This is a genomic window from Pectobacterium sp. S5 (assembly GCF_051707265.1).
Lineage (GTDB): Bacteria > Pseudomonadota > Gammaproteobacteria > Enterobacterales > Enterobacteriaceae > Pectobacterium > Pectobacterium polare.
The window spans coordinates 470,409-491,558 of record NZ_JAULSZ010000002.1 but is presented as its reverse complement, the minus strand read 5'-3'; the positions used below and the strand labels follow the sequence as shown (position 1 = coordinate 491,558).

Sequence of the window (21,150 nt, the reverse complement as noted above, 5' to 3'; positions counted from 1 at the left end):
AAGCTGCAATCCGCAGCCCGCTAACTGCTTGATATCACATTACGTCTTACGCCATTGCTGCGTGTGTGTGTCATCAGGCAAACTTAATAATTTCGCAATTTCCCCTTGTTCTATCGGAAATCCGCGTGGGAAACGCAAAAGCATTATTCCACTGCTGATACCGTTATAGCAAGGTGACTTTGCCTGTCTGTATAAAGATAGTTCTGTTGTTATCACCAAAACGGACAGGGTTTGATGCTATAGCCCAACTCACCCGCCCGCTTACTCGACAGTGCAACAATATCTTCATAAGTCAGACACACAGTTAAGCACAGAAAAAGAAGTGGCGCTATCGGGTTGCTCTATTTAGAATCGCGCATCATGAAAACAGATAATCCTTCAGTACAATTTGTGACGATCTCCGCAGATGAAGCGGGGCAGCGCATCGATAATTTTTTACATACCCACTTAAAGGGTGTGCCTAAAAGCATGGTTTACCGTATCTTGCGAAAAGGTGAGGTAAGGATAAATAAGAAACGGGTCAAACCTGAGTATAAATTGCTCGATGGTGATGTCATCCGTATTCCGCCTGTTCGACAGGCAGAACGCGATGAAACCCCTGTTTCTGCCAGTCTTGGTAAAGTGGCGGCGTTGGCCGAGTGCATTATTTATGAAGATGATTACCTGCTGGTGCTAAATAAGCCCTCGGGTACAGCCGTGCATGGCGGCAGTGGCTTAAGTTTTGGCGTGATTGAAGGGTTACGGGCTTTACGCCCTGAAGCGCGTTTTCTGGAGTTAGTTCACCGTCTCGATCGCGATACCTCGGGCGTTTTGCTGGTCGCCAAAAAACGTTCGGCCTTACGTTCTCTGCACGAACAGCTGCGGCTGAAAGGCATGCAAAAAGACTATCTGGCGCTGGTTCGCGGCCAGTGGCAGTCTCACTGTAAGGTCGTTCAGGCTCCACTGTTAAAAAATATCCTGCAAAGCGGTGAACGCATCGTACGGGTAAACAGCGACGGTAAACCGTCAGAAACACGCTTTAAAATAGAAGAGCGTTTTGAACACGCGACGCTGGTGCGGGCTAGCCCTGTTACTGGGCGTACGCACCAAATTCGTGTACACGCGCAGTATGCCGGGCATCCGATAGCATTCGATGACCGCTACGGCGATCGTGAATTCGATCAGCAACTGGTAGGCACAGGCCTAAAACGTCTATTCCTGCATGCACAGGCGCTGCGTTTTGAGCACCCGAACACGGGTGAGACGCTGAGAGTCGAAGCGCCATTGGATAGTGGATTGCGTCGCTGTCTGCAAGCGTTGCGCAAGACAAAAGCATAACCTCGCATACCTACATGCCTTAATTTGTCGGGATAGCGCTTCATCGTGCTATCCCGATTCATTTCACATCGTCAGTGGATTCACGCCTTCCTTTTGTAGCATCTGTGTTAGCGCGATCAGTGGCAACCCAATGAGCGTATTAGGATCGCGCCCGGATAACCGCTCAAAGAGGGTAATGCCCAATCCTTCGCTTTTAAAACTGCCCGCGCAGTTCCACGGCTGCTCTTTCTCCAGATAACCGTCAATTTCCGCTTCCGTTAGCGTACGAAAATGCACGTCAAATGGCTCTGCTAGGCTCTGTATTTCTTGGGTCGCGCTATTGAAGAGCGCTAAGCCCGTAAAGAAGGAAACACACTTTCCGCTGGCCTGCTGTAACTGGCGTGTTGCGTTACCCTTATTATGTGGTTTTCCTGTTATCGCGTTCCCAAGGACGCAAACCTGATCGGAACCGATAATCAGGTGATTGGGGTAGTGAGTGGCCAGCACTCGCGCTTTGTTTTCAGCAAGGCGGATCACGAGATCGACGGCGTTTTCTCCGGGGTGAGGGGTTTCATCAATGTCTGGCGATGCGCAAACAAAGGGGATCGCCAGCTTTTCCAACAAGGCTCGGCGGTAAGGTGACGTTGAGGCGAGAACAATCTGCTGCATAATTTTTTGATAAACCGTAGCGTAATGATGAAAGGCATTTTAAACTGTGCGCCGCTCTGGAAGCGAATATTGGTGAAAGGTGGTGCATCACTGCCTTTTTCTTTGACTCTATGTCGTTACGACGTTAATATGCGCGCCCTATGCAAAAGGTAAAATTACCCTTAACCCTTGATGCGGTCCGCACTGCTCAGAAGCGTTTAGATTACGTTGGTATCTATTCAGCTGAACAAGTAGAGCGTGTTGCCGAATCAGTGGTGAGTGTGGATAGTGATGTTCAGGCCTCTTTATCTTTCAATATCGATAATCAGCGTCTGGCGGTGATTGACGGTAACGCTGACGTTACTGTCACTCTGATGTGTCAGCGTTGCGGAAAGCCGTTTGAACATCAAGTCCATGCGACATTCTGTTTCAGCCCGGTCGTCAATGATGAGCAGGCCGAAGCGTTACCGGAAGCGTATGAGCCGATCGGCGTCGATGGTTTTGGCGAAGTTGATCTGCTGGCAATGATTGAAGATGAAATTATTCTGATGTTGCCTATCGCCCCGGTGCATGATTCTGAACACTGTGAAGTGTCCGAAGCGGATATGGTATTTGGTCAACTGCCTGCAGAGGCGGAAAAACCAAATCCATTTGCCGTATTAGCCAGTTTAAAGCATAAGCAATAAGGAGTAAGGTCCATGGCCGTACAACAAAACAAACCTAGCCGTTCCAAACGTGGTATGCGTCGTTCACATGATGCGCTGACTACCGCTTCTGTATCCGTAGATAAAGTTTCTGGCGAAACTCACCTGCGTCACCACATCACTGCGGATGGTTACTACCGCGGTCGCAAGGTCATTGCTAAGTAATTCTTGCGAATTATTTGTAAGGCAATACCTTGACACGCCTAACTCTGGCGTTAGATGCGATGGGCGGGGACTTTGGTCCCTGCGTAACAGTGCCTGCTGCATTGCAGGCACTGGCTTCTAATCCAGCTCTCAATTTGTTATTAGTCGGCGATCCTGCTGCGATTACTCCATTACTTGCCAAAGTCGATTCTGATTTACTTTCCCGCTTAGAAGTTATACCGGCGGAGTCGGTTATTGCTAGTGATGCGAGGCCGTCGCAGGCTATTCGTGCGAGCCGTGGTACCTCAATGCGCATAGCGCTTGAGTTGATTAAAGACGGCAGGGCACAGGCCTGTGTAAGTGCAGGCAACACCGGTGCGCTTATGGGGCTGGCAAAGCTCCTGATTAAGCCACTGGACGGAATTGAGCGACCCGCGTTGGTGTCAGTATTACCTCACCAGCAACACGGAAAAACAGTCGTGTTGGATTTGGGGGCAAATGTTGACTGTGACAGCACGATGCTGGTTCAGTTTGCCGTGATGGGCTCAGTGATGGCTGAAGAAGTGCTGGAACTGACGAATCCTCGGGTCGCGTTGTTGAATATCGGTGAAGAAGAAAGCAAAGGGCTGAGCACTATCCGTGAAGCAGCGGCACAGCTAAAAGAGGCACCATCAATAAATTATATCGGTTATCTGGAAGGCAACGATCTGCTGACTGGGAAAACGGATGTGATGGTCTGTGACGGCTTTGTGGGCAATGTCACCCTGAAAACGGTGGAAGGCGTGGTAAGGATGTTCCTGTCACTGCTGAAATCTCCAGCTTCAGGCCCTGGGCAAAAACAAAAGCGATCCTGGTGGTTGAAATGGCTAGGGCGTTTGTTACAAAAACGCTTATCAAAGCGTTTCGGTCATTTGAATCCCGATCAATATAATGGCGCATGCCTGCTAGGGTTACGGGGAACTGTAATCAAAAGCCATGGTGCAGCAAACCAGAGAGCGTTTGCGGTTGCTATTGAGCAGGCAATGCAGACGGTACGGCGGCAGCTTCCCGAGCGGATTGCCGCTCGTCTAGAAGCGGTATTACCCAAGAGTGATTAAGCGTACATGTATACAAAAATAATCGGAACGGGCAGCTACCTGCCTGAAGAAATCAGGACGAACGCTGATTTAGAAAAGATGGTGGAAACGACGGACGACTGGATCGTCACACGTACTGGAATCCGTGAGCGCCGTATTGCTGCGCCGGATGAAAACGTGGCGACCATGGGATACCGTGCCGCGCAAAAAGCGCTGGAAATGGCGAATGTCGATCCTTCTGAAGTCGGTCTTCTGATTGTTGCGACAACATCATCAAGCCATGCTTTCCCTAGCTCAGCCTGTCAGGTTCAGCAACTGCTAGGGATCAAAGACACGATCGCCTTCGATCTGGCCGCTGCGTGTGCAGGTTTTACCTACGCGCTGAGCGTTGCCGATCAATACGTTAAAAGTGGTGCGGTGAAATACGCACTGGTGATCGGTTCTGATACGTTGTCTCGTACATTGGATCCTGAAGATCGCGGCACGCTGATTCTGTTCGGTGATGGTGCGGGTGCTGTCCTGTTAACGACGTCAGAGCAACCGGGTATTCTTTCTACCCATCTGCATGCCGATGGCCGTTATGGCGAACTACTGACGTTGCCACATCAGGATCGTAATCATACGGATACGCCTGCTTACCTGACGATGGCGGGTAATGAAGTCTTTAAAGTGGCAGTGACTGAACTGGCACATATCGTTGAAGAAACGCTGCAAGCGGCTCAACTGGATAAAAGTGAATTAGACTGGTTGGTGCCTCATCAGGCTAACCTGCGCATCATCAGCGCCACGGCGAAAAAGCTGGGTATGGGGATGGACAAGGTGGTTGTGACGCTGGATCGTCATGGTAATACCTCCGCAGCCTCTGTGCCTTCAGCACTTGATGAAGCGGTGCGCGATGGGCGTATTAAACCAGGGCAACTGGTGCTGCTTGAAGCCTTCGGTGGTGGTTTTACCTGGGGTTCCGCGCTGGTTCGTTTTTAATTAAACAGGATTGTGATATGACGCAATTTGCAATGGTGTTCCCAGGTCAGGGATCGCAGACGGTAGGGATGTTGGCTGAACTTGCTGCAGAATACCCGATCGTCACTGAAACGTTTGCTCAGGCTTCTGAAGCGTTAGGTTATGATTTGTGGCAGTTGACCCAGCAAGGGCCGGCTGAAGAGTTGAATAAAACCTGGCAGACGCAGCCTGCATTACTGACCGCTTCTGTCGCTATCTGGCGTGCCTGGCAGCAGCAGGGCGGCAAAACACCTGCCCTGATGTCTGGTCATAGCCTTGGTGAGTATTCAGCACTGGTTTGTGCGGGTGTTCTGGATTTCCAACAGGCCGTCCGCCTGGTTGAACTGCGTGGCAAACTGATGCAGGAAGCGGTGCCGGAAGGCACGGGTGCAATGTATGCCATTATCGGGCTTGATAACGATGCCATTGCTAAAGCGTGTGAAGAATCCGCGCAGGGGCAGGTGGTGTCTCCGGTAAACTTCAACTCACCGGGTCAGGTGGTGATCGCGGGCAATAAAGACGCCGTTGAGCGTGCTGGTGCTGCGTGTAAAGCAGCGGGTGCGAAGCGTGCGCTGCCGCTGCCTGTCAGCGTACCGTCACACTGTGCGCTGATGGAGCCAGCAGCGAAGAAACTCGCTGTCGCGCTGGAATCCGTGACGTTTAATTCTCCGGTCATCCCCGTTGTGAACAATGTTGATGCTCGCATCGAAACCACGCCGGAAGCCATTCGCGATGCGCTGGTGCGCCAGCTTCATTGCCCAGTGCGCTGGACTGACTGTGTTGAATTTATGGCTTCTCAGGGCATTGAGTCGCTGCTAGAAGTCGGGCCGGGTAAAGTATTGACTGGCTTAACCAAACGAATCGTCGATACCCTGACAGCAGCAGCGGTGAACGATCCTGCTTCTCTATCAGCGGCGATTGAGAAATAAGAACGGAGAAGACAATGAGTTTTGAGGGGAAAATTGCACTGGTTACCGGTGCAAGCCGTGGTATTGGGCGTGCCATCGCCGAGACGTTGGTTGCCCGCGGGGCAAAAGTCATTGGTACCGCAACCAGCGAAAAAGGTGCTGAAGCCATTAGTGGCTGGCTGGGTGAGAACGGTAAAGGTTATATGCTGAATGTTGCCGATGCAGCATCAGTAGAAAGCGTATTAGCAGAAATTCGCGCAGAATTCGGGGAAATTGATATTCTTATCAATAACGCGGGTATCACCCGTGATAACCTGCTGATGCGTATGAAAGATGATGAATGGCACGATATTCTGGATACCAATTTAACGTCGGTATTCCGCATGTCTAAAGCAGTGATGCGTGCCATGATGAAGAAACGTTTTGGCCGGATCATTACCATCGGTTCCGTTGTGGGAACGATGGGCAATGCAGGACAAGCTAACTACGCGGCAGCGAAGGCGGGACTGATTGGTTTCAGTAAATCCCTCGCGCGTGAAGTGGCTTCTCGTGGTATTACGGTCAACGTAGTCGCGCCTGGTTTTATCGAAACAGATATGACTCAGGCATTGACAGAAGAACAGCGAGCAGGCATTTTGACGTCGGTTCCAGCTAACCGACTCGGTGATGCTAAAGAAATCGCCAGTGCTGTTGTATTTTTAGCCTCTGATGAAGCTGCTTACATTACTGGCGAAACATTGCATGTCAATGGCGGCATGTATATGATCTAAAAAGCTCGAAAACTATTTGCATTATTTGCGGTGATAACCGCAAAATAGCACAAAATCGTGGTTCAACCAGCCGAGATTTTGTTGCATCTTTTCAAACATTTTATACACTACGAAAACCATCGCGAAAGCGAGTTTTGATAGGAAATTTAAGAGTATGAGCACTATCGAAGAACGCGTTAAGAAAATCATCGTTGAACAGCTTGGTGTTAAGCAGGAAGAAGTCGTAAACAATGCTTCTTTCGTTGACGACCTCGGCGCTGATTCTCTTGACACTGTTGAGCTGGTAATGGCTCTGGAAGAAGAATTTGATACTGAGATTCCAGACGAAGAAGCTGAAAAAATCACGACTGTTCAAGCAGCCATTGATTTCATTCAGGCTAACCAGCAGTAAGCGAACATATCTAGGCGGTCATTCGACCGCCTAAGTTTTTTTGTCCCGCAGTGTCTTTTTTTCCCTCCCTGGAGGATAAGCGTGTCTAAGCGTCGAGTAGTTGTGACCGGACTGGGCATGTTATCTCCTGTCGGCAATACAGTTGAGTCTACCTGGAGTGCTCTTCTTGCCGGTCAGAGTGGTATCAGCCTGATCGACCATTTCGATACTAGTGCCTACGCAACGCGTTTTGCTGGCTTAGTAAAGAATTTTAATTCTGAGGAATTCATTTCGCGTAAAGAAGCACGCAAAATGGATGCCTTTATTCAATACGGTGTTGCTGCTGGCGTTCAAGCTATGCAGGATTCCGGTTTGGAAATCACGGAAGAAAACGCTCCGCGTATCGGTGCGGCGATTGGTTCCGGCATCGGCGGTCTGGGTCTTATTGAAGAGAACCACACTGCGCTGGTGAATGGCGGCCCGCGTAAAATCAGCCCGTTCTTCGTGCCATCAACCATCGTCAATATGGTGGCTGGGCATCTTACTATCATGTACGGAATGCGTGGCCCGAGCATCTCTATCGCTACGGCCTGTACGTCTGGCGTACACAATATTGGTCAAGCCGCTCGCATTATTGCTTACAACGATGCGGATGTGATGTTGGCCGGTGGTGCAGAAAAAGCCAGTACCCCATTGGGCGTCGGTGGATTCGGTGCCGCTCGTGCGTTGTCTACGCGCAATGACAATCCTCAGGCGGCAAGCCGTCCGTGGGATAAAGACCGTGATGGTTTTGTACTGGGTGACGGTGCTGGCCTCATGGTGCTGGAAGAGTATGAACACGCGAAAAAACGCGGTGCGAAAATCTATGCAGAAATTGTTGGATTTGGCATGAGCAGCGACGCGTATCATATGACGTCTCCACCGGAGAACGGTTCTGGTGCTGCGCTGGCGATGGAAAATGCGCTGCGTGACGCGGGTCTGGCAACGAGCCAGATCGGTTATATCAACGCGCATGGCACCTCTACGCCTGCGGGTGATAAAGCTGAAACGCAGGCAGTGAAATCCGTATTTGGCGCAGACGCCAGCAGTGTGCTGGTGAGCTCGACAAAATCCATGACGGGTCACTTGCTCGGTGCGGCAGGTGCGGTAGAGTCTATTTTCAGTATTCTTGCTCTGCGCGATCAGTCTGTTCCGCCAACGCTCAATCTGGACAATCCAGATGAAGGCTGCGATCTGGATTTCGTGCCTCATGAGGCGCGTCAGATCAGCAACCTGGAATACGTACTCTGCAACTCTTTCGGCTTCGGTGGAACCAACGGTTCTCTGATCTTCCGTAAAGTTTGATTGCGATAGCGTTTTAAAAAAACCCGGTTTCCGGGTTTTTTTTTGCCTGCATAAAATCAGACACACCTGCTTGTCTGCAACGCCGCTTTGCTGGCAAGCTGACGACGATGAATGATGCGGAGCTTATATGCTGTGGATTAATGGTCAGTTACAGGAACAACTTTCGGTACTCGATCGGGGTACACAGTATGGTGACGGCTGTTTTACGACAGCCAGAGTATGCGATGGCGAGATTGTCTGGCTTGATCGGCACGTCGCGCGTCTGCAACAGGCCGCTACGCGCTTGTTATTTCCGACGCTTGATTGGGAAAGCCTAATCGCTGAAATGAAACAGGTAGCGCTGGGGCGGACGGATGGCGTAGTGAAAGTGATGCTAACGCGGGGTGTCGGCGGGCGAGGTTATAGTGCTCAAGGCTGTGCGCAGCCAACCCGAGTCGTTATGCAGGTAAGCTATCCTGCGCACTATGCCAGTTGGCGTGAGCAGGGTATTAGCCTGAATCTCAGCCCGGTGGCGCTCGCTAAAAGTCCGCTGTTGGCGGGGATAAAGCATCTGAATCGGCTCGAACAAGTGCTGATTCGCGCGCATCTTGACCAGACCTCAGCCGATGAGACCCTCGTGCTTGACACCTCTGGTGCGCTAGTGGAATGCTGTGCCGCGAATTTATTCTGGCGTAAAGGACATCGGGTTTATACGCCGAATTTATCCGAGTCAGGTGTGGATGGCGTTGCCCGACAGCATATTATTGCCTTGCTGGCAGATTCTGATTTCGAGCTACAGATCGTCAGCGAACCCCTGACCGCACTGTCCGATGCGGACGAAGTGCTGGTTTGTAATGCATTAATGCCGATCGTCCCTGTAAATCAGGCGCACATCTGGCGTTATCACTCCCGAGAGCTTTATCAATTCCTAAGTCCTGACTGCTAGTAGATGGTTGATTTATGAAGAAAAAGAAAATTGGTTTGCTGATTATCGCTGCTGTTGTGCTGATATTACTGGTCGCGTGGCAGAAAATGCAGCGTTTTGCTGATTCTCCATTGGCTACCGAAAAGGAAGCTATCTTTACGCTTCCTGCCGGTACGGGAAGGGAAGGGCTGGAAACGCTGCTTCTCGATCAGAAAATCATTACTGATGACACATTTTTTCCGTGGCTGCTCCGTTTTGAACCTGAATTGGCAAAATTCAAAGCGGGTACGTATCGCTTTACTGCGGGCATGACCGTGCGCGAGATGCTGGCGCTGCTGTCCAGCGGAAAGGAAGCGCAATTCTCCATCCGTTTTGTCGAAGGCTCACGTTTGAAAGAGTGGCTTGCCACGCTGCAACAAGCACCTTACATCAAGCATTCACTGGCCGATAAAACCGAACAGGACGTCGCCACCCAGTTGGAAATCAAAGATAAGACGAACCCAGAAGGCTGGTTTTATCCTGATACCTACTCATACACGGCCGGTACGAGCGATAGCGCCCTGTTGCAGCGTGCGCATCAGCGCATGAAAAAAACGGTGGATGAGGTATGGAAAGGGCGTGAAGAAGGATTACCGTATAAGACACCGGACGAATTGCTGACGATGGCGTCAATCATTGAAAAAGAAACAGCGATCAATGAAGAACGCACTCAGGTCGCCTCCGTTTTTGTCAATCGCTTACGTCTTGGTATGCGCTTGCAGACTGACCCTACAGTGATTTATGGCATGGGTGATGACTATAAAGGCGTGATAACCCGTAAAGCATTAGACACGCCGACGCCTTACAATACGTATGTCATTTCCGGCCTGCCGCCGACGCCAATCGCGATGCCGGGGAAAGCCTCATTGGATGCGGCTGCGCACCCAGCCAAAACGTCATACCTGTATTTTGTGGCGGATGGAAAAGGCGGACACAGTTTTACCACTAACCTTGCAGACCATAATCGTGCTGTGAGGGTATACCGCTCAGCGTTAAAGGAACGGGATGAACAGTAAATTTATCGTCATTGAAGGATTGGAAGGTGCAGGGAAGACCACTGCACGCAATATCGTGGTGGAAACGCTGCGCTCACATGGCGTGAAAGACGTGGTGTTCACGCGAGAGCCAGGTGGTACGCCGCTGGCGGAGAAGCTGCGTGAGCTTATCAAGCAAGGCATAGCCGATGAGAAGGTCACCGACAAAGCAGAAGTCCTGATGTTATACGCGGCCAGAGTTCAGCTGGTGGATAACGTCATCAAACCGGCGTTGGAGAATGGAAACTGGGTCATCGGCGATCGTCACGATCTCTCTTCACAGGCTTATCAGGGCGGTGGACGTGGGATCGATCAACAACTGTTGCGCTCACTGCGCGATACTGTGCTAGGTGATTTTCGCCCTGACCTGACGCTCTATCTTGATCTTCCTCCAGCCATCGGCTTGCAACGCGCGCGTCAGCGCGGCGAGCTGGATCGGATTGAGCAGGAGTCGCTGGCTTTCTTTGATCGCACCCGCTCCCGCTATCAGGAACTGGCGGCGGAGGATGACAGCATCCTGACGATCGATGCCTCACAGTCTATTGATGCCGTGAGTGCGGATATTCAGGCGACGTTACAGCAGTGGTTGCAGCAACAAGGGTTGCAGCCTGTTGCACAGAGGCAGGGCTGATGGATTGGTATCCGTGGCTGAATGCATCTTATCGGCAGCTTATCGGCCAATATCAGGCGGGCAGGGGGCATCATGCGCTGTTGCTGCATGCATTGCCGGGAATGGGCGATGAATCGCTGATTTATGCGCTGAGCCGCTGGCTGATCTGCCAGCGGCCTGATGGAATAAAAAGCTGCGGTCAGTGCCACTCTTGTAACCTGATGACCGCAGGAACGCATCCAGACTGGCATGTGCTGAGCCCGGAGAAAGGCAAGCAAAGCCTGGGCGTCGATCCCGTGCGTGACGTCGTGGAAAAAGTGTATCAACACTCCCGACAAGGCGGAGCAAAAGTGATCTGGCTGTCTGCTGCTGAGCTGCTGACAGAGGCTGCCGCCAATGCACTGCTGAAAACGCTGGAAGAGCCGCCGCAGAATACCTTCTTTTTATTTGGCTGCCGTGAACCAGCCCGGCTATTGGCTACGTTGCGCAGCCGTTGCCTGTATCACTATCTGGATGTCCCGAGTGAGACGCAGAGCGTGCTGTGGCTGAATGCTCGCCATCGCCATGACAGCAAGGCATTGCGCACGGCATTGAGATTGCAATCGGGCGCGCCGCTAGCTGCCGAGGCGTTATTGCAGCCAGAGCGTTGGAAACAGCGTAGCGCGCTGTGTCAGGCGTTCTCTGCCGCGCTGACTTCGCGAGATCAGCTCTCATTGATATCACAGCTGAATCATGACGATGCTGATGTTCGTATTCACTGGTTGGCTGCGCTACTGCTGGATGCCATGAAATGGCAGCAGGGGGCAAGCGAGCATTGGGTGAATCAGGATCAGATTGAATTGGTTGAGCGTCTGGCGCACGAACCTTCCGCACATTTGCAGTATGAGCTGCAACAGTGGCTGGCTTGTCGGCAAAAATTGCTGACCGTCACGGGTGTTAACCGTGAACTGCTGCTGACGGAACGCCTGCTTGATGGAGAGCGCACGTTTGCTTCATCGGTTAAGCGCGACAGCCACCCTTTTTCTGTTTAATTACTATCGAGTAAATATCATGTTGTTAGTGGATTCCCACTGTCATCTTGACGGTTTGGATTATGAGTCATTGCATAAAGATGTCTCCGATGTGCTGGATAAAGCGAAAAGTCGCGATGTCGGCTTCCTTCTGGCGGTGGCGACAACGCTGCCCGGCTATCGTGCGATGGTGGAGTTAATCGGCGAGCGCGATAACGTGGCCTTTTCCTGCGGCGTTCATCCGCTCAATCAGGAAGCCTCTTATGATTATGCCGAGCTGCGTGAGCTAGCCAGCGCCAGCCGTGTGGTGGCGATGGGGGAAACGGGCCTGGACTATTTCTATCAGCAAGAGACGAAAGCCCAGCAGCAAGAATCGTTTCGTGAACACATCCGTATTGGCAATGACCTGAACAAGCCGGTCATCGTGCATACGCGTGCTGCCCGTGAAGATACGCTGGCCATTCTACGTGACGAGCAGGCGGAGAAATGCAGCGGCGTGCTGCACTGCTTTACGGAAGATTTGATCACGGCAAAAGCGCTGCTGGACATGGGGTTCTATATCTCGTTCTCTGGGATTGTCACGTTCCGTAATGCAGAAGAGTTGCGTGACGTCGCGCGTTACGTGCCGCTGGATCGGATGCTGATTGAGACGGATTCCCCTTGGCTCGCGCCGGTTCCATTCCGGGGTCAGGAAAACCAGCCTGCGTATGTACGCGATGTAGCAGAATATCTCGCTGTACTGAAAGGCACATCGTTGGAAACCCTCGCTGCCGCCACGACAGAAAACTTCTCCCGCCTGTTTCACATCGATCCGGCTCGGTTGACCGCTGCGCAATAGTGGCTGAGAATAGCCGAGTTTTTTTTATCCGTGTAATTAATAGCGCTTCATAATCCCCTTGATTAGGTTTTTCCTCTTCAGGGGGACGTGTTTTTTAGCGATATATCACATAAAAGTGCAATATCTATTCGATCTCAGCCTGTTGGCTTGTGGAAACGTGATAGCAATCAAACATTGTGAACGCTATTTATTTTACTCTGCGTAAAAATTAAAGGGGGCTAAGACACCCCAACTCGCAAAGGCCATCCTCCCCGTCTTTGCTTAGATGAAGTATCAGAAGTAAAAGCACTATTACTCAGGAGCACACTCAATTATGTTCAAGAATGCATTCGCAAACCTGCAAAAAGTAGGTAAGTCGCTAATGCTGCCCGTATCCGTACTCCCTATCGCAGGTATCCTGCTGGGTGTCGGTTCGGCCAATTTTAGCTGGTTGCCTGAAATTGTCTCCAGCGTCATGGCACAGGCCGGTGACTCGGTGTTTGCCAACATGCCGTTGATTTTTGCTATTGGTGTTGCCCTGGGCTTCACTAATAACGACGGTGTTTCCGCACTGGCGGCAGTGGTGGCTTATGGCATCATGGTCAAAACCATGGCTGCGATTGCGCCGCTGGTTCTTAATCTACCGGCTGCCGAGATCACGGCGAAGCATCTGGCAGATACCGGTGTTCTGGGCGGGATCATTGCCGGTGCGATTGCCGCGTATATGTTTAACCGTTTCTACCGCATTCAGCTGCCTGAGTATCTGGGCTTCTTTGCCGGTAAACGCTTTGTGCCGATTATTTCCGGCCTGACGGCAATCATTGTCGGTACGCTGTTGTCGTTCATCTGGCCACCGGTTGGTAGTGCGATCCAGGTATTCTCTCACTGGGCAGCGAATGAGAACCCAATGCTGGCATTCGGTATCTATGGGGTCGTTGAACGTTCTCTGGTACCGTTTGGTCTGCACCATATCTGGAACGTACCTTTCCAAATGCAGGTTGGTGAGTTCACCAATGCGGCGGGTCAGGTTTTCCACGGAGATATCCCTCGTTACATTGCAGGTGACCCGACTGCGGGTAAACTGTCCGGTGGTTTCCTGTTTAAAATGTACGGCTTGCCAGCAGCAGCTATTGCTATCTGGCATTCAGCGAAGCCAGAAAACCGCGCGAAAGTGGGCGGCATCATGATCTCTGCGGCGCTGACCTCGTTCCTGACGGGCATCACTGAGCCAATTGAGTTCTCCTTCATGTTTGTCGCGCCGATCCTGTATGTGATCCATGCGATTCTGGCAGGTCTGGCGTTCCCAATCTGTATCCTGTTGGGTATGCGTGATGGTACAAGCTTCTCTCACGGTCTGATCGACTTCGTGGTACTGAGCGGCAACGGTAGCAACCTGTGGCTGTTCCCGATTGTGGGTCTGTGCTATGCGCTGATTTACTACACCATCTTCCGCGTTCTGATCACTAAACTGAATCTGAAAACGCCGGGTCGTGAAGATAGCGCATCTGAGCAAACCTCACAGGACAGCACTGAAATGGCTGCCGCACTGGTTAGCGCGTTTGGTGGTAAAGAAAACATCACTAACCTGGATGCGTGCATCACCCGTCTGCGCGTCAGCGTAGGCGATGTGGCTAAAGTTGATCAGGCTGGCCTGAAAAAACTGGGCGCAGCAGGTGTGGTTGTGGCAGGTTCCGGTGTTCAGGCCATTTTCGGTACCAAATCCGATAACCTGAAAACCGATATGGACGACTACATCCGTAACCACTGATGTGTTGTTGGGGAGTGATAAAAAGGGGCGAAAGCCCCTTTTTTTATGGTCAAAACCGCCTTATTTCTCTTCCTGAGACTGCCGCGCGTAAACCACCAGCTGCAGATGGCGATCTTCATCGATGGTCAGCGAGGTATGTTCGAAAGCTTCAGCCTTGTCGTCGATCATCAGTTGCCGCACGCCGCTGCACGGGGCGTGTACCTCATGCTGCCGCCACCACGTTTTGAAATCTGGCGATACCTGCTCCAGTTCGTCCACCAGTTCATGAATATCCGCTTCCTGCGTCGCACGTGCGAAATCGCGGCGAAAACTCGACAGCATCTGTGGAGCCTGTTGCTCCCAGTCGATGAATCGCTCATGCAGCAACGGGTCGGTGAACAAGAGCCAGAGCAGATTACGCCTTTCGGAAGGATGGGCGTCAAAGTTGAAAAGCTGATTCGCCGGTTCATTGAAGGTTAGCACGTCCCAGCGCAGGTTGAGGATATAGGCCGGATGCGGAGCCAGATCGTGCATCAGACGCCGTACCAGCGGCGGCACGACGCACCACGTCTTACCCGGCTCGGCAGGCGGTCGCTCATGCGCCAACAGGAACAAATGACGACGTTCGGCTGCATCGAGTTTTAGCACCCGTGCCAGACTGTCCAGAAATGCCGCCGACACGCCGATATCACGTCCCTGTTCGAGCCAGGTGTACCACGTCAGGCCAACGCCAGCCAATGCCGCCACTTCTTCGCGTCTCAGGCCCGGCGTGCGTCGTCTTCCTCCGCTAGGCAAGCCTACGTCGGCGGGTGATACCCGTTCACGGCGCGCGCGCAAAAAAGCGGCCAGATCATGGCGAGTTCTTTCCAATGTTCGCATCGTTTACCGCATTGTTTTTAGTAATAGCATAAGTGGTTAAATTGTAATTGTTTAAAAAGGATTTGAAAATGGCGGCGTCATCATTTTCGATACGCAACTTCTCGATAGGCAAGGATAGACAAAATGAACTCAAATTATCGCGCGTCGGCATTGCCTACGCCAGCCGTCAACAGTCCGCCGTGGCTTGGCCTGTCAGTGCTACTGATGGCGGGTTTTGTCACGATCTTCGACCTGTTCGTGGTCAATGTCGCGATTCCCAGTATGCAGGCCGATCTGGGCGCTAGCTTCGCGCAAATCGGTTTCATCGTAGCGGGTTATGAACTGGCTTTCGGCGTACTGCTGATTACGGGCGGGCGGCTGGGGGATGTCTTTGGTCGACGCCGCCTGTTTGTAGTGGGTATGGCCGGATTTACGCTCGCCTCTGCGCTGTGTGGTTTAGCGCCCAGTGCGGGGTTTCTGATTGGTGCTCGCATCTTACAGGGACTTGCAGCCGCTTTGCTGTTTCCACAGGTTTATGCCTCTATCCGCGTCAATTTCGACGGTGACGATAGCCGCCGTGCCTTCGGTCTGTTGGGCATGACGCTGGGGCTCGCTGCTATCGCGGGTCAGATACTGGGGGGATGGCTGGTGCATGCCAATCTGTTCGGGCTGGGCTGGCGCAGTATCTTTCTTATCAATATACCCATTGGCCTGCTGGCTATTGCGGCTGCACGATTTATTCCTGAGTCCCGAGCGCCGCAGCGCCCTTCGCTAGATTGGACGGGCGTGGCGTTGGTCAGCGTTGGGTTGACGCTGCTGCTGGTGCCGCTGATCGAAGGGCCGGGGCAAGGCTGGCCAGCATGGAGCCTGTGGATGTTGGCCACCTCGACTCTCTTGTTGACGGTTTTTCATCGCCAGCAGGAACGACGACAGCGGACGGGACACCTTCCGCTGGTGGATATGCGCCTGCTCGCACAGCGCCGTTTCCTGCTGGGTGTGTTATTGGTGCTGCTGGTGTATTCCACATCCAGCTCATTTTTCCTGTGTTTTGCCTTACTGGTGCAAACGGGGCTGGGGCTTGATCCGTTTCTCGCGGGCAGCATTTTTGCGCCGTGCAGCGTGGGTTTCGTTCTGGCATCGCTGGCGGCACCACGATTGGTTGCCCGCTGGGGCACAGCTGCTATCGTTGCGGGAGCGCTGGTTTACGCTGTCTCGATCGGCCTGTTGATTGTGCAGGTGCAGATAGCGGGAGCCGATCTGGTGGCTGTACAGCTGATCCCTGTGTTGGTGGTGGTCGGAGCAGGTCAAGGCCTCATCATGACGCCGCTGTTGAATCTGGTGCTGGGCTTTGTCGATGAGGTTCAGGCGGGGATGGCATCGGGCGTGATCTCGACGGTTCAGCAGGTTGGGGCGGCGCTAGGTGTGGCCGTGGTGGGCATCCTGTTTGGTACTGCACTGGCGACAGGCGATGGTGCGGTTGCACAAGCGGGCCAATACGTTTCAGCCTTTGTGGCGGGAATGCTCTACAACCTGGTCGCTGCCCTGTTGGTCTGCATCCTGTTGCTGATGTTAGTAAGAACGCAGCGGTCTCTTAGCTGATGGGAAGGCGCACACACAAATTTTCGATGGACGGTACGAAAGCCTTACCGCAGCGGTGATAGCGTCGCTGTTTTCAGGAGAAAGCTGGCGTATTTCTGGTTTTTACTGGGAGTCGTATTTTGACCACCCGCACCAGAAATAGACGAAGAAGGTTGAAAGAAATGGAATATGTCACTCATACTGCCTACATGACGTCGTTCAACGCCAGCTTTAACAAGGAAATCAATCATGGCTGAAGAAACCATCTTTAGTAAAATTATCCGCCGGGAAATTCCTGCCGATATCGTGTATCAGGATGAACTGGTCACCGCCTTCCGTGACATCGCACCCCGCACGCCAACCCATATTCTGATCATCCCGAATGTTTTGATCCCTACCGTTAACGACACGGCTCCCGAGCATGAAGCTGCGCTGGGACGTATGGTGACGGTTGCGGGTAAAATTGCGCAGCAGGAAGGGATTGCAGAAGACGGCTATCGCCTGATCATTAACTGCAACCGACACGGCGGGCAGGAGGTTTATCATATCCACATGCATCTGCTGGGTGGCCAGGCATTAGGACCTTTGCTGGCGAACTAGATCCTATAGAACTAGATCTTATGAACCAGGTTCGATAGTCATGGGTAGACTGTCGTGCGAGAAAACCATCATGCGAGAACATCATGCGTAACCCGATGCTTTTTCTGTCCGCGTGTTTGATGGCTGGGCTACTGGCGAGTTGTAGCACGCCAAAGGTGCTGACCATCAATGAGCGGCAGACGCTGGTATTAGATGCACCTGTGCTGTCGGCCGGTATTACCGCGGGGAACCCGTCGCTGGATTCAGAAAATGGCCGGCTACGTGCGTCTTCCGTTGTCAGCAACGACGCCTCACAGGCGGTGACCGTGCATTACCGTTTCTATTGGTATGACGAAAACGGGCTGGATGTGCTGCCTTTTGAAGAGGTGCAGTCCATTGAAATCCCGCCACAGACGGAAATGACGGTTTTTTCCACGCGCAGCAGTCCCAATGCGCGTCAGGTCCGCCTTCATCTGTTTTTGTAATGGTGTGCAGAGAGAGAATATATGAAAAAGTATCTAGGGGTGATGGTGGCGGTATTGGTACTGACAGGGTGCCCCAGCCGTCCGCCAGAACCGACCGAACCGCCTGCGACGATTGAGCCCGTTGAGCCGCAAGTGCCGACTACGCCAACGCCGCCGCCGGGTGAATCTGTACCGCAACCACCAAAAATCCAGACATTGAACTGGGAAGCCAGCATTAATCCGCTGGTAGCACAGATGCTGAAAGCCGATGGCGTCACGCCGGGCAGCATCCTGCTGGTGGATAGCGTGAAAAACAACACCAACGGTTCACTGCCGATAGCGAAAGCGACAGGGGCATTGTACAGCGCATTATCTTCTGGCAAGGCGTTTACGCTGGTGCCGCGCGAGCAACTGGCTGCCGCGAAACAAACGCTGGGTCTGTCGGTTGATGACAGCTTAGGATCGCGCAGCAAGGCGATTGGTCTGGCGCGTTATGTCAGCGCGCAGTATGTGCTGTACAGCGACGTCAGTGGCGATGTGAAATCGCCGCAGCTCGACATGCAACTGATGCTGGTGCAGACCGGTGAAATTGTGTGGTCAGGCAATGGCGCCGTTCAGCATTAAGACAGCAGGCATCCAGCAGCAGCTGACTGCGACGATCCAGAAACATTTCCCGGCCGTGGATATGGCGGATATTCGCTTAGAGCTGGTTGGCGGGCTGAGTAGTAAAAGCTGGCGTATCCGTGGGCCGGACATCGAATGGCTTGCGCGTCGGCAGTCGCCAACCGAGCGGAAGATGGGTGTCGATCGCCAGCGCGAGTTCGCTCTGCTGCGGCAAATGTCGGCGATAGGTCTCGCGCCACGACCGCTGCTGTGGCGTGATGGCTGGTTAATTGTCGAGTGGGTGCCGGGGCGCATTGCCACATCGGATGAGTTTCTGATGATGCTGGCTAATGGTGAAGTGGCACGAATATTGTCTCAGCTCCATCGCCAGCCGCGTAGCGGCCATCCTCTCGATCTCAAAGTGCTATTCGCGCAGCACTGGCAGTTGATGGATCCGCGCCGCCGTTCGCCCGCGTTGTTGCGTGCCCATCATTATTTTCAGGGCGCGGCGCTACCCACGCCTTTGGCGCTGGTGCCTCTCCATCTCGATGTGCATGCTGAAAACCTGCTGATTACTCCACAAGGAACGATGCTGATTGACTGGGAATATGCCTCAGATGGCGATATTGCCTTTGAGCTGGCGTTCATTGTGCGAGCCAGTCAGATGGAAAGCCTGGCGCAAACGCATTTTCTACAGAGCTACCAGCGACATCGGCGAGGGTTTTCCGTGAGCCGCCTCCAGCAACAGATGATGCAGTGGTTCCCCTGGGTCGATTATCTGGTATTGATGTGGTTTGAGGTTCGCTGGCAGCAAACGAAGAACCCCGAATTTCTAGCGGGAATTCCCGCGCTATACCATCGGTTACAACAATATCATTGGCTATAAGCCAGGCCATCACCTACCGCTAGGCTGACGGTGTGGCTTTTGTGGTAAAGATCATTTCACTAAGCAGTACACTCTAAAGAATGAGGTTTTTGTGGGTCCGGTAATGTTAGACGTCGCCAGCTATGAGCTGGATGCAGAAGATCGTGAAGTGCTGGAACATCCGCTGGTTGGCGGCGTGATTCTGTTTACCCGTAATTTTCATGATGCGGCGCAGTTACGTGAACTGGTGCGTCAAATCCGCGCGGCGTCGCGCGAGCGGCTTGTAGTGTCCGTGGATCAGGAAGGCGGGCGCGTTCAGCGTTTCCGTGACGGATTTACTCGTCTGCCTGCTGCGCAGGCGTTTGCGGCATTAAACAGCGAATCAGAAGCCCTGCGTTTGGCGGAAGAGGGCGGCTGGCTGATGGCGGCAGAAATGATCGCCATGGATATCGATATTAGCTTTGCGCCAGTGTTGGATATCGGCCACCAGAGCGCGGCGATTGGCGAGCGTTCATTCCATGCCAATCCAGAGACGGCGCTGACCGTCGCGCAGAGTTTTATTCGCGGCATGCACAGCGCGGGCATGAAGGTCACGGGTAAGCACTTTCCCGGCCACGGTGCGGTCAGCGCCGATTCACATAAAGAAACCCCGCGCGATCCGCGTCCGCTTGCAGAAATTCGTGCCCACGACATGTCGATTTTTAAAGAACTGATCCAGCGCCAGCAGTTGGATGCGATCATGCCTGCCCACGTGATTTATACGGAGGCCGATCCGCACCCCGCCAGTGGTTCGCCCTATTGGCTCAAAACGGTGCTGCGTGAAGAGCTGGGTTTTGATGGCATCATTTTCTCCGACGATCTCTCGATGGAAGGCGCTGCTGTGATGGGCAGTTATCCCGAGCGGGCGCAGGCGGCGTTGCAGGCAGGATGTGACATGATTCTGGTTTGTAATCATCGTGAAGGGGCGGTCAGCGTGTTGGATAACCTGTCCCCGGTCAAAGCGGAGCAACTGACGCGCTTATATCATCAGGGTTCGTTTTCTCGTCGGGAACTGCTGGATTCGCCACGCTGGAAGCAGGCGAATCAGGCGCTCACATTGCTCAGCGAGCGCTGGCAGGCGCATAAAAATGGCGAGAAATAGGCAACTTAGTCTGCGGTGAGGATGAAAGATGATTATCTATTTACACGGTTTTGACTCGACCAGCCCCGGCAACCATGAAAAGGTCCTACAGCTTCAGTTTATTGATGAAGATGTACGGCTGATTAGCTACAGCACGCTGCATCCGCGTCATGATATGCAACATCTGCTAAAGCAGGTGGATAAGACGATTCAGCAGTCTGATGACGATCGTCCGCTGATCTGTGGCGTAGGATTGGGGGGCTTCTGGGCCGAACGCGTCGGTTTCCTGTGTGATATACGACAAGTCATCGTTAATCCTAACCTTTTCCCGCAGGAAAACATGAGCGGGAAAATCGATCGCCCGGAAGAGTATCTGGATATCGCCACCAAGTGCGTGGCGAACTTTCGTGAAAAGAACCGTGATCGCTGCATGGTGATGCTTTCTCGTCAGGATGAAATGCTCGACAGCCAGCGTAGTGCGCAGACGTTGGGAACGTATTACGAGATCGTCTGGGACGATATTCAGACGCATAAATTCAAAAGCATCTCTCCCCATTTGCAGCGGATAAAAGCCTTCAAAACGCTCGGTTAACCCTGCGTTAGCGATGACCTGTTAATGGATGCTGTCGTTCCTTCTGATACCTTTGTTTGATAGGGGATCAG

Annotated in this window: 24 protein-coding genes; 22 read left to right on the top strand and 2 right to left on the bottom strand. The window is 52.7% G+C overall.

All coding sequences use genetic code 11. The annotated features are described in order from the left end of the window. Positions 1-360 precede the first annotated feature (360 nt). Complete coding sequence (gene rluC, locus QWJ20_RS11790) at positions 361-1,317, top strand: 23S rRNA pseudouridine(955/2504/2580) synthase RluC (protein ID WP_039480293.1); 957 nt, start codon at positions 361-363, stop codon at positions 1,315-1,317. Between the two features lie 63 nt (positions 1,318-1,380). On the opposite strand, the gene QWJ20_RS11785 is transcribed toward rluC, so the two are convergent. Beyond that, the gene (locus tag QWJ20_RS11785) at positions 1,381-1,965 is read right to left on the bottom strand and encodes a Maf family protein (RefSeq protein ID WP_433992603.1); all 585 of its coding nucleotides are present in this window, start codon (positions 1,963-1,965) and stop codon (positions 1,381-1,383) included. 140 nt (positions 1,966-2,105) lie between these two features. On the opposite strand from QWJ20_RS11785, the gene yceD reads away from it, so the two are divergent. From yceD to ptsG, 14 genes are all read left to right on the top strand, one after another. After that, complete coding sequence (gene yceD, locus QWJ20_RS11780) at positions 2,106-2,630, top strand: 23S rRNA accumulation protein YceD (RefSeq protein ID WP_095699871.1); 525 nt, start codon at positions 2,106-2,108, stop codon at positions 2,628-2,630. Positions 2,631-2,642: 12 nt separating this feature from the next. Then, complete coding sequence (gene rpmF / locus QWJ20_RS11775; protein ID WP_005970518.1) at positions 2,643-2,813, top strand: 50S ribosomal protein L32; 171 nt, start codon at positions 2,643-2,645, stop codon at positions 2,811-2,813. Positions 2,814-2,842: 29 nt separating this feature from the next. Next, positions 2,843-3,889: a phosphate acyltransferase PlsX gene (gene plsX, locus QWJ20_RS11770; RefSeq protein ID WP_095699870.1), complete on the top strand. Its 1,047-nt coding sequence runs from the start codon at positions 2,843-2,845 to the stop codon at positions 3,887-3,889. Positions 3,890-3,895: 6 nt separating this feature from the next. Beyond that, the gene (locus QWJ20_RS11765; RefSeq protein WP_039480303.1) at positions 3,896-4,849 is read left to right on the top strand and encodes a beta-ketoacyl-ACP synthase III; all 954 of its coding nucleotides are present in this window, start codon (positions 3,896-3,898) and stop codon (positions 4,847-4,849) included. A gap of 17 nt (positions 4,850-4,866) precedes the next feature. After that, complete coding sequence (gene fabD / locus QWJ20_RS11760; protein ID WP_039480306.1) at positions 4,867-5,796, top strand: ACP S-malonyltransferase; 930 nt, start codon at positions 4,867-4,869, stop codon at positions 5,794-5,796. A 14-nt stretch (positions 5,797-5,810) separates the two neighbouring features. Continuing rightward, positions 5,811-6,545, top strand: coding sequence for a 3-oxoacyl-ACP reductase FabG (gene fabG / locus QWJ20_RS11755; RefSeq protein WP_010276180.1), 735 nt, complete (start codon positions 5,811-5,813; stop codon positions 6,543-6,545). A gap of 154 nt (positions 6,546-6,699) precedes the next feature. Further along, positions 6,700-6,936: an acyl carrier protein gene (gene acpP, locus QWJ20_RS11750; RefSeq protein ID WP_005970506.1), complete on the top strand. Its 237-nt coding sequence runs from the start codon at positions 6,700-6,702 to the stop codon at positions 6,934-6,936. Positions 6,937-7,017: 81 nt separating this feature from the next. After that, positions 7,018-8,259 (top strand): beta-ketoacyl-ACP synthase II, encoded by a 1,242-nt coding sequence (gene fabF, locus QWJ20_RS11745; RefSeq protein ID WP_433992602.1) that lies wholly within the window; start codon positions 7,018-7,020, stop codon positions 8,257-8,259. A gap of 127 nt (positions 8,260-8,386) precedes the next feature. Next, on the top strand, positions 8,387-9,184 hold the full coding sequence (gene pabC / locus QWJ20_RS11740; RefSeq protein ID WP_433992601.1) for an aminodeoxychorismate lyase: 798 nt from the start codon (positions 8,387-8,389) through the stop codon (positions 9,182-9,184). 14 nt (positions 9,185-9,198) lie between these two features. Beyond that, positions 9,199-10,218: an endolytic transglycosylase MltG gene (gene mltG / locus QWJ20_RS11735; protein WP_433992600.1), complete on the top strand. Its 1,020-nt coding sequence runs from the start codon at positions 9,199-9,201 to the stop codon at positions 10,216-10,218. Beyond that, entirely contained in the window at positions 10,208-10,867 is a 660-nt protein-coding gene (tmk, locus tag QWJ20_RS11730; RefSeq protein ID WP_433992599.1) for a dTMP kinase, read from the top strand. Before mltG ends, tmk begins: the two co-directional genes overlap by 11 nt. Next, positions 10,867-11,877 (top strand): DNA polymerase III subunit delta', encoded by a 1,011-nt coding sequence (gene holB, locus QWJ20_RS11725; RefSeq protein ID WP_433992598.1) that lies wholly within the window; start codon positions 10,867-10,869, stop codon positions 11,875-11,877. The genes tmk and holB overlap by 1 nt, the downstream gene beginning before the upstream one ends. A gap of 19 nt (positions 11,878-11,896) precedes the next feature. Further along, positions 11,897-12,694 (top strand): metal-dependent hydrolase, encoded by a 798-nt coding sequence (locus QWJ20_RS11720; RefSeq protein ID WP_433992597.1) that lies wholly within the window; start codon positions 11,897-11,899, stop codon positions 12,692-12,694. Positions 12,695-13,007: 313 nt separating this feature from the next. Next, on the top strand, positions 13,008-14,441 hold the full coding sequence (gene ptsG / locus QWJ20_RS11715; protein ID WP_039480322.1) for a PTS glucose transporter subunit IIBC: 1,434 nt from the start codon (positions 13,008-13,010) through the stop codon (positions 14,439-14,441). A gap of 60 nt (positions 14,442-14,501) precedes the next feature. On the opposite strand, the gene QWJ20_RS11710 is transcribed toward ptsG, so the two are convergent. Further along, complete coding sequence (locus QWJ20_RS11710; RefSeq protein WP_433992596.1) at positions 14,502-15,299, bottom strand: helix-turn-helix transcriptional regulator; 798 nt, start codon at positions 15,297-15,299, stop codon at positions 14,502-14,504. A 123-nt stretch (positions 15,300-15,422) separates the two neighbouring features. Here QWJ20_RS11710 and QWJ20_RS11705 point away from each other — a divergent pair, with 123 nt between their 5' ends. The 7 genes from QWJ20_RS11705 (at position 15,423) to ycfP (ending at position 21,079) form a co-directional block, all read left to right on the top strand. Then, positions 15,423-16,877 carry an MFS transporter gene (locus tag QWJ20_RS11705; RefSeq protein ID WP_433992595.1) on the top strand — a complete coding sequence of 485 codons (1,455 nt, stop codon included), beginning with the start codon at positions 15,423-15,425 and terminating at the stop codon, positions 16,875-16,877. A 228-nt stretch (positions 16,878-17,105) separates the two neighbouring features. Further along, positions 17,106-17,456, top strand: a complete 351-nt coding sequence (gene hinT / locus QWJ20_RS11700) for a purine nucleoside phosphoramidase (protein ID WP_095699860.1) — start codon at positions 17,106-17,108, stop codon at positions 17,454-17,456. A gap of 83 nt (positions 17,457-17,539) precedes the next feature. Then, positions 17,540-17,920, top strand: coding sequence for a YcfL family protein (locus QWJ20_RS11695; RefSeq protein WP_174869785.1), 381 nt, complete (start codon positions 17,540-17,542; stop codon positions 17,918-17,920). A 21-nt stretch (positions 17,921-17,941) separates the two neighbouring features. After that, positions 17,942-18,523 (top strand): penicillin-binding protein activator LpoB, encoded by a 582-nt coding sequence (gene lpoB / locus QWJ20_RS11690; RefSeq protein ID WP_039480336.1) that lies wholly within the window; start codon positions 17,942-17,944, stop codon positions 18,521-18,523. Then, positions 18,504-19,388, top strand: a complete 885-nt coding sequence (gene thiK, locus QWJ20_RS11685; RefSeq protein WP_433992666.1) for a thiamine kinase — start codon at positions 18,504-18,506, stop codon at positions 19,386-19,388. Before lpoB ends, thiK begins: the two co-directional genes overlap by 20 nt. Before the next feature lie 91 nt (positions 19,389-19,479). Next, positions 19,480-20,508, top strand: a complete 1,029-nt coding sequence (nagZ, locus tag QWJ20_RS11680) for a beta-N-acetylhexosaminidase (protein WP_433992594.1) — start codon at positions 19,480-19,482, stop codon at positions 20,506-20,508. Positions 20,509-20,536: 28 nt separating this feature from the next. Beyond that, the gene (gene ycfP, locus QWJ20_RS11675) at positions 20,537-21,079 is read left to right on the top strand and encodes an alpha/beta hydrolase YcfP (protein WP_010297273.1); all 543 of its coding nucleotides are present in this window, start codon (positions 20,537-20,539) and stop codon (positions 21,077-21,079) included. Positions 21,080-21,150 lie beyond the last annotated feature (71 nt).

Bases quoted from the DNA above. Each gene is read 5' to 3' on its own strand.
- hinT (WP_095699860.1), top strand. From the start codon at position 17,106: ATGGCTGAAGAAACCATCTTTAGTAAAATTATCCGCCGGGAAATTCCT.
- QWJ20_RS11695 (WP_174869785.1), top strand. From the start codon at position 17,540: ATGCGTAACCCGATGCTTTTTCTGTCCGCGTGTTTGATGGCTGGGCTA.
- QWJ20_RS11710 (WP_433992596.1), bottom strand. From the start codon at position 15,299: ATGCGAACATTGGAAAGAACTCGCCATGATCTGGCCGCTTTTTTGCGC.
- yceD (WP_095699871.1), top strand. From the start codon at position 2,106: ATGCAAAAGGTAAAATTACCCTTAACCCTTGATGCGGTCCGCACTGCT.
- fabG (WP_010276180.1), top strand. From the start codon at position 5,811: ATGAGTTTTGAGGGGAAAATTGCACTGGTTACCGGTGCAAGCCGTGGT.
- QWJ20_RS11720 (WP_433992597.1), top strand. From the start codon at position 11,897: ATGTTGTTAGTGGATTCCCACTGTCATCTTGACGGTTTGGATTATGAG.
- acpP (WP_005970506.1), top strand. From the start codon at position 6,700: ATGAGCACTATCGAAGAACGCGTTAAGAAAATCATCGTTGAACAGCTT.
- ptsG (WP_039480322.1), top strand. From the start codon at position 13,008: ATGTTCAAGAATGCATTCGCAAACCTGCAAAAAGTAGGTAAGTCGCTA.
- ycfP (WP_010297273.1), top strand. From the start codon at position 20,537: ATGATTATCTATTTACACGGTTTTGACTCGACCAGCCCCGGCAACCAT.
- QWJ20_RS11705 (WP_433992595.1), top strand. From the start codon at position 15,423: ATGAACTCAAATTATCGCGCGTCGGCATTGCCTACGCCAGCCGTCAAC.
- pabC (WP_433992601.1), top strand. From the start codon at position 8,387: ATGCTGTGGATTAATGGTCAGTTACAGGAACAACTTTCGGTACTCGAT.
- rluC (WP_039480293.1), top strand. From the start codon at position 361: ATGAAAACAGATAATCCTTCAGTACAATTTGTGACGATCTCCGCAGAT.
- QWJ20_RS11765 (WP_039480303.1), top strand. From the start codon at position 3,896: ATGTATACAAAAATAATCGGAACGGGCAGCTACCTGCCTGAAGAAATC.
- QWJ20_RS11785 (WP_433992603.1), bottom strand. From the start codon at position 1,965: ATGCAGCAGATTGTTCTCGCCTCAACGTCACCTTACCGCCGAGCCTTG.
- tmk (WP_433992599.1), top strand. From the start codon at position 10,208: ATGAACAGTAAATTTATCGTCATTGAAGGATTGGAAGGTGCAGGGAAG.
- fabD (WP_039480306.1), top strand. From the start codon at position 4,867: ATGACGCAATTTGCAATGGTGTTCCCAGGTCAGGGATCGCAGACGGTA.
- holB (WP_433992598.1), top strand. From the start codon at position 10,867: ATGGATTGGTATCCGTGGCTGAATGCATCTTATCGGCAGCTTATCGGC.
- lpoB (WP_039480336.1), top strand. From the start codon at position 17,942: ATGAAAAAGTATCTAGGGGTGATGGTGGCGGTATTGGTACTGACAGGG.
- mltG (WP_433992600.1), top strand. From the start codon at position 9,199: ATGAAGAAAAAGAAAATTGGTTTGCTGATTATCGCTGCTGTTGTGCTG.
- thiK (WP_433992666.1), top strand. From the start codon at position 18,504: ATGGCGCCGTTCAGCATTAAGACAGCAGGCATCCAGCAGCAGCTGACT.
- rpmF (WP_005970518.1), top strand. From the start codon at position 2,643: ATGGCCGTACAACAAAACAAACCTAGCCGTTCCAAACGTGGTATGCGT.